This is a genomic window from Niveispirillum fermenti, from assembly GCF_048066175.1.
Classification (GTDB): domain Bacteria; phylum Pseudomonadota; class Alphaproteobacteria; order Azospirillales; family Azospirillaceae; genus Niveispirillum; species Niveispirillum fermenti.
The window spans coordinates 59,503-66,599 of record NZ_JBLTXA010000027.1; the positions used below are offsets into that span (position 1 = coordinate 59,503).

The following is a 7,097-nucleotide window of genomic DNA, read 5'->3' on the forward strand; positions in this document are numbered from 1 at the left end:
CTGGCAAAGACTATGCGGATCGCATCAGGATCGCTTCGCTGACATGGCCGACGCTGCAATCAAAGCGGCACCGACGAGAATTGCCGCATCAACGGCCCACGCGACCGGATCCTGTGCGTCGCCGCGCCAGTTTATCACATGCATGATCGCAAGTGCCGCCATCAGTGCTGCCGCAGACCAGCGGAAGGCAGCTTCGAAGACAGCGACAGGCAGGGCAGTGCCCGCTGTCCCGTAAGCTAGCCCCGTCAGGACCATCCATGCAAACAGAGCGTGGTCACCGGCGCCGGCCAACGATATGACGGCTGTGAACGCGAAGATGGCCGGCTGGCCCCAAGCCGTCGCCGCCCAGAACCGTTCCCACGCGGGAACGGGGCGCCCCTGGTCGCGCCGACGTGCGAACCAGATCGTCATACCGCTCGACGTGACGACACACAGTGCCAGTCCAAGCACACCATAGGCGATTTTGGTAGCAAGGCCGCCGAACCATCCAAAGTGGAGCGGCGGCAGCGACAGCAACGCGCGCGATCCGATCGACCTCGGTTCTGTCCTCGGTGAGAATATCACTTGGCTGTCCGCATCGAATATATAGCGCTGGTCGTGTGTCAGCCGGCCCGCTTCCTCGAAGATCACGGAGATGGTCTGTCCCCGCGTGCCGGGGTGCTGGATTTCGATCGACTGGATCTGTGCCGCCGGCTCCTGCGCGCGCATGAACGCCATGATTGGCGCTACCGATGGCATGGCGGCCGATGTCTTGTCTTCCCGGCTTTCCAGCGGCCCGACGATCTCGGTGAGTGCCCGGCGGAAGTCGCCCTTATAGGCGGTTGCCGCCATACCGCCGAACATGAGGAGGAAGGCTCCGAGTACGGCGCCGGTCAGCGTCACAAGGATGAAGAAGGGCATGCCCCATGTGCCCAACCGGTTATGCAGGTCGGCTTCCTGCACGCGCAACGAACCGCCGCGGCGCAGTGTGAACGCTTCCCTGAAGATGTGAGGATGCGCGAGCACCCCCGACATGAGCAAGGCCAGGAGAGCGACGCCGATCAGGCCGACCACGGCAAGGCCGGCGAGGCGTGGGAGATGCAGATTGGCATGAAGTGCCACAAGAAAGTCAGTAATCGGATGGGATACGGGTGCGATCAGTCGCCCGCCCCTGTCCGCCACCCATTGATTACCCTCGCCTTCGACCGAACCGCCCACAAAGACAAGACGGGGGGTGGCGCTTCTGGGGAGCAGGACGGAAATCGCCCGCACGGCGCTCCCGGCCTTGGCGTGGATTTCGGACAGCCCGCGATCAATGGCATCTGGCGAAACGGTAGTCAGCACGGGCCCGGCAGGCTGTTCCCAACGCTCCAACTCCTGCGCGAACACAACGATCGTGCCCGACAGGCAGATCAGGTAGATCAGCGCCGAGATCGCAAGGCCCAATACGGAATGGCCTGACAGAATGGCGCCAATGAGCGAGGTGGGCAACAGCCGCCTGCGGCCTTGCTTTGCAGGGAGAGGCGCGTTCATACGAGCATCTCTACCGCGATCAGGAGGCCTGAGGCGCCGATGGTCGCGCACAGGCCCAGAACAGGCCGGCGCAGGCGCGCTTCGCTCAGCACCCAGATGACGAGTCCCGCCCATATTATAGGCAGGACAAGGGCGCCGATCGTGACCCGGTTGACGGGCAGGCCGATGGGAAGACCGGCGGCGGCGGCCCCGATTGCTATCGTCGTGATCATGGCGAGGAAAAAGGCCGCAAAGCCGCGACCCCAACCATTCCCGAACGCTTGGGGGCTGGCGTCCTGTGTGACGATGCGCCCGCGTGTGTTGCGAGGTGGACGCCGTTCGGTGTTGAGCGCGACCAAGCCGTAGCCACACAGGCCAAAGGCCAGCGTCGCGATCGTCAGGCCGATCAGCGGGCCCAATACCGTTGTGAGCAGATAGAGTGAGACCAGCAGCGCGGTCCAGCCCGACGCCACGCGAGCGCGCCCGCGCCGTTCACTGTTCCTCCAACCTGATCGCAGGAGTGCCAAGGCGAGACCCATCGTGAGCAAACCACTCACGAGGGCCGGATATATGGAATCCAACAAGGATGCACCTCAGTTGAGAATAGATCGCATCCAGTCTAGCTGTGGTCGCTGGGGGCTGCGTCTTTATCGGTGCCAATAAATAGCAGATCGATGCCACACTGATCGGTAGCGGTGGCGATAACGGCATGGCGTGGATAAGCTATCCCGATGGAGATAGCAAAACCCCGCCAGCTTCAGGAGATCACGCTTCAGCCGGAAGCCGCCGATCGGGTCGATGGCCCGATCATAATGGCGGTCGCCGGGACGGTCGAGGCGGAGCGCTTTTCGGTGCCGTTGCATCGCCATGGTCGCGGGCAACTGATGGCCTCAATGCGCGGATTATTGGCGGTCGATGTCGGGAACGAACATTGGGTCGTCCCCGCCAGCCACACCGTCTGGGTGCCGCCGGGCCATCTCCACACCGTTGCCTCTCATGGTGTCTTCCAGGGCTGGAGCGTCTTTGTGGCGGAGTGCGCCTGTCTCTCCCTGCCGTCTCGACCCCGCACATTCCGGACATCGGCGCTGCTCCGCGAAGCCGTCCTTCGTGCCGCAGCTTGGAGCGGCGACATGCTCGACACCGCTCAGCAGCATATTGCCGCCGTCATCCTGGACGAGGTGCGGTTTGCGCCGGCCGAGGCACTGGGCCTGCCCCTTCCGGCTGAAGCCCGACTGATGCGGATAGCGCGCGCCTTCATCACCGACCCTTCGGACGGGCGCGATCTGGACGCCTGGGCGGCGTGGGCGGCCGTGAGCCCACGGACGTTGAGCCGGCGTTTCGTGCAGGAAACGGGTTTCACCTTCACCGCGTGGCGACAGCGTGTCCGCCTGCTGCGCGCGCTTGAGATGCTGGCGGCGGGTGAGCCGGTCACGACCGTGGCGATGGACCTTGGCTATTCAACCACCAGCGCCTTCATCGGCTTGTTTCGTAAGGCGTTCGGGATCACGCCAGCCGCCTATCGCCGAAGTCTCTGACAGGCCCAGGGCTTTGGCGCGGCAGCGCTATTAAATGGCGGCTCTATGATATCGCCGCCGGTCTCTATCCACTATACGACCCTTGTGTATTGATAATGACTATCATTATCGGAAATTGGGGGTTTCCATGTTGAAGTTCTACGGCGGCGCGTCACTCGCCGCCCTGCTGATCGCCACGCCTGCACTGGCACAAGAGGCGATCTCGGCTGCAAAAGGCGAGACCGCCGCAACTATCGGCCCGGCCCGCGATCAAGCGGAAATGGCCGACATCGTCGTCATCGGGAGGCGGGCGGCGACGCCGTCGCTGGGCGCGCTCGGCGACCGTCCCATCCTCGACAGCCCCTTCTCGATCAGCACCTATGACGGTGCGTTGCTGAAGGACATACAGGCGCGATCCCTGACCGACATGCTGCGTCTGGAACCGTCGGCGACGACCTCCCTCGCGGATGTAACTGAGGGCACGAATTTCCTCCTGCGCGGCTTCTCGGTCTCGACCTACTACATGGACTCGGTCCCGGGTCTCGGCGGCAGCCGCTCGGACCCACCGCTGGAGCTTTACGACGGCGTGCAGGTTCTCAAGGGCGCAGCGGGCTTCCTGTTCGGGTTCACTTCGCCCGGCGGCATCGTGAATTTCGTCAGCAAGCGGCCGCGCTCACAGCCTTTCCTGTCGGCAGAAGTCGGCTATACCCAAGACAGCCTTTATCGCGGCCATGTCGATACCGGTTACTCGACCACCGATGGTCGTTTCGGCACACGCCTGAATGCTGCCGGCGAGCGTGGCCAAAACCGCCATCTCGACACCGGGGTTCGCCGCCATTCGATCGGCCTCAACAACAATTTCCAACTGACACCGACCACGACGATCCAGCTCGACGGCCAGCACAGCCGGCGCAAGCTGCTGGGCAGCGCGTTCGGCATCCAACTGTCGCCCGGGCTTGCCATCCCTGATCCCATCTCCGGAACGACGAGATTGGGCGCGAAGTTCGGGGGCTATCGCTATGAAATCGACAGCGGCAACCTTGCGGTCATCCAACAAATCGGTGGTGACTGGACCGCCCGTCTTGACGGCGCACTCACCCGCAACGTCTTTTCCTTCTACGACACGGCGCGGCTCCTCACCAATGGTGTCGGCGATACGCTCTATGGCAATTTCAAGGTCAACCAGCGCACTGTCACCAAGGCCGGCCAGCTTCGCATCTCCGGATCGATTGAAACGGGGCTGCTTGATCATGCGATCACGCTTGGTCTCTATGGCCAACGGCAGGAGACGCTCGCAGGGCGCGCGAGCAATGGTCTCAGCACCACCGGCACGTTCCTGCCTGGTGGCAATATCTACCAGGACTTTCCCGACATCGCTGACCCCGGCTTCGAGCTTCCCAGCCTCAAGCGCGGTTATCGCTCGCAGAATCTGACGGAGAAGGCCGCTTTCCTCAGCGATACGATCAGCGTTGGCGATCACTTGCAGGTGCTGCTTGGCGGTCGCTACATCTGGCGCGAACAGACCAACCTCAATCCTGCTGGCGCGGTCACGCGGCGGGACGAGCGTGAGAAGTTTACGCCAACCACAGCGCTGCTGTGGAAGCCCACGGAGAAAATCACCGGCTATGTCTCCTATTCGGAATCGCTCCAGGCGGGCGGTACCGCTCCGGCCGGATCGGCGAATGTCGGGGAGGTCATGCAGCCGATGGTCAGCAGGCAGTATGAAGTCGGCGTCAAGGTGCAGGTCGGGGCGCTGCTCGCGTCCGCCGCCACGTTCCGGATTGAGCGCTCCTTTGAGTTCCTGATGACCCGGCTTGGCGAGTTGCCCCTCTATGTCCAGGACGGGACGCAGCGCCATGATGGCGTCGAGTTGTCGGTATCGGGCCACGCCGGGGAGGCGTGGCGGTTTGTCGGCGGCGTTCAACTGCTCGACGCCAAGATCCACGACGGGCTCCCTGCCCTGGTTGGCAAGGAACCACCAGCAGTGCCCGAGTTCCAGGCCAAGCTGTTGGCGGAGTATGCGCCGCCCGCCCTGGACGGGTTTGCGATCAACACCACGCTCAACTATACCGGAAGCAGTGCGTTCAATACCGACAACTCGCTTTCGATCGATGATTTCTTCACGCTCGGCGCTGGCGCCCGCTACCGCTTTGACGCAAATGGAACGCCTGTCACCGCGCGGGTCGCGGTCAATAATTTGACCAACAAAAAATACTGGATGCCCAGCAGTTTGCTCATCCCGGGTGCGCCGCGCAGCATCACGGCATCGCTTGCGGTCGATTTTTAAGCCCCGTCAATTCCAGGAAGCGCGCAAGGGTTGGTGGGGCTGACAGGCGGGATAATACCCCGCTTGCTCGGCCCCGTCGCCCTTCAAATATATCTCAAGCAGATCTGCGGGCCCGCGTGGCGGCATCCAATGATCTTTTGGCGCGCTGAAGGAAGTCTGGGCAGGCGCGATCCGATAAAGTGGAGGAAGATAATTCAGTGACGTAGGGCTTGTGATGACTTTGCTGACAACACGCGATCACCTGGAAGCTGTCATCGGGACACCGCCGACGATGGTGATGGCCAAGACCATAGACCATCTCGATCCCGGAGCGCTCTCCTGGCTGGCGGCGTCCGTCATAATGGTCGCGTCGGTTGCCCACGATGACGATGTCGATGTCGTGATCGGCGGCGACGCCCCGGGTTGGGCCACCGGCGATCAGGCTACGCTCATTCTGCCCGCCGCCTCTCTAGATGAGGCCGGATGTCTGGTGCCCGGGACCGGGTTCGGATCAATCTTCCTGGTTCCCGGTCTCAATGAGATCATGCGGGTTAACGGTCGTGTCGCGTCGAACGACCAAAGCGAGATCAGGGTGAGGATCGACGAATGCTACATCCACTGCGGCAAGGCGTTGATCCGATCGGACTTCTGGTCGCCTATGTCGGCGAAGCCCGATGAGGTATCGCTGGATGCGCTCGTTGGCGCGTGCCGTTTCCTGGCCCTTGCAACCTGCGACAGCCATGCGAACGCTGACCTCAGCCCCAAGGGGGATCCGGCCGGCCTGATGGTTCGGCTGGATGATGGCGCGATCCGCTTCGCCGATCGTCCCGGCAACCGGCGGATCGACAGTTTCCGCAACATGATTGAGCAGCCGCGTGTCGCAGCGGCCCTGATCGTGCCCGGGCTGCATCAGTTGATCATCGTCCGCGGCCGCGCGGGGATCACGGACGATCTGTCCGAGCGCGAGGCCTTTACTGTCGGCGATAAGGTGCCACAGCTTGTAACCGTGGTCGACGATGCGCGCATCGAACTGCGCGACAGCCCAGCGTTGCGGCGGGCAGCGGCCTGGCCGGCTCCGCCGCCACCTGAGGGGCTGAAGGCCGGCAAGATCGCTGCCGGCCACCTCAAGCTGTCCAAGGCGGTCGGTGCGAAGCTGGCCGGCTATGTGATGTCGGTGCCAGGGCTTGTCGAACGCGAACTGGCGAAGGATTACAAGACCAATCTCTACTGATCTAGGCGTGATGTGAGCCGTGGGTGAGAGGCGTTTCGCCTCGGCGAGCCGCTTCAACCTCGGGGCAGGCCGCAACACGCCGATAGTGGCATGACCCCCAAAGGACCGGTCCCGCAGCCAGGACAGCCGCCGTGCTGGCCGGCAGACGGACGCGGCTGCCCTCGGACAGGCTTTCAAATTGGGGGCTCTACCTGCCCAGTGCTTTGTCGATCAGGTGGATTGCGTATGCCGGGAATCTGCTGCTCGACGGAGCCCATTGTGCTGCCTACGTCCTGGCCGAGGAGATCGCGTTGATCAGAGAGCCGGGACTGCATCGCATGTTTAGCACGGACGGCGTCTGGAACGGGATTTTATAATTTTCATACAAGCTAAAATCGATAAATGGAGACTGAATTGTCTTCAAAGCCCAGAACCGGACGTGTCGTATTGGACTTCTCCTCTGATCTTTTGCCGTTGTCGGTGAGGATTGGCAAGCGCATTGCCCATCGAGGACTGATCGTTGGTGAGTTCGATATTCCGGCCAATTCCGGAACCTGGGTCGGCGTTCCTCATCTGAGCATAGTAGTCCATCAAGGAGAGCCCTTTGAACTGAGTT

6 protein-coding genes are annotated in these 7,097 nt (G+C 62.5%); 3 read left to right on the forward strand and 3 right to left on the reverse strand.

What is annotated here, in order from left to right; genetic code table 11:
- Positions 1 to 24: 24 nt before the first annotated feature.
- Complete coding sequence (locus ACM9LZ_RS20070) at positions 25 to 1,512, reverse strand: PepSY-associated TM helix domain-containing protein (RefSeq protein WP_416621298.1); 1,488 nt, start codon at positions 1,510 to 1,512, stop codon at positions 25 to 27.
- Positions 1,509 to 1,964 carry a hypothetical protein gene (locus ACM9LZ_RS20075; RefSeq protein ID WP_416621299.1) on the reverse strand — a complete coding sequence of 152 codons (456 nt, stop codon included), beginning with the start codon at positions 1,962 to 1,964 and terminating at the stop codon, positions 1,509 to 1,511. The genes ACM9LZ_RS20070 and ACM9LZ_RS20075 overlap by 4 nt, the downstream gene beginning before the upstream one ends.
- 258 nt (positions 1,965 to 2,222) lie before the next feature.
- Here ACM9LZ_RS20075 and ACM9LZ_RS20080 point away from each other — a divergent pair, with 258 nt between their 5' ends.
- The 3 genes from ACM9LZ_RS20080 (at position 2,223) to ACM9LZ_RS20090 (ending at position 6,502) form a co-directional block, all read left to right on the forward strand.
- The gene (locus ACM9LZ_RS20080; protein ID WP_416621300.1) at positions 2,223 to 3,026 is read left to right on the forward strand and encodes an AraC family transcriptional regulator; all 804 of its coding nucleotides are present in this window, start codon (positions 2,223 to 2,225) and stop codon (positions 3,024 to 3,026) included.
- A 127-nt stretch (positions 3,027 to 3,153) separates the two neighbouring features.
- A complete protein-coding gene (locus tag ACM9LZ_RS20085) occupies positions 3,154 to 5,292 on the forward strand; it encodes a TonB-dependent siderophore receptor (RefSeq protein WP_416621301.1) in 2,139 nt (712 codons plus the stop codon).
- A 214-nt stretch (positions 5,293 to 5,506) separates the two neighbouring features.
- On the forward strand, positions 5,507 to 6,502 hold the full coding sequence (locus tag ACM9LZ_RS20090) for a pyridoxamine 5'-phosphate oxidase family protein (protein ID WP_416621302.1): 996 nt from the start codon (positions 5,507 to 5,509) through the stop codon (positions 6,500 to 6,502).
- 399 nt (positions 6,503 to 6,901) lie between these two features.
- Here ACM9LZ_RS20090 and ACM9LZ_RS20095 read toward each other — a convergent pair.
- A partial coding sequence (locus ACM9LZ_RS20095) for a hypothetical protein (RefSeq protein ID WP_416621303.1) occupies positions 6,902 to 7,097 on the reverse strand: 196 nt, incomplete at its 5' end.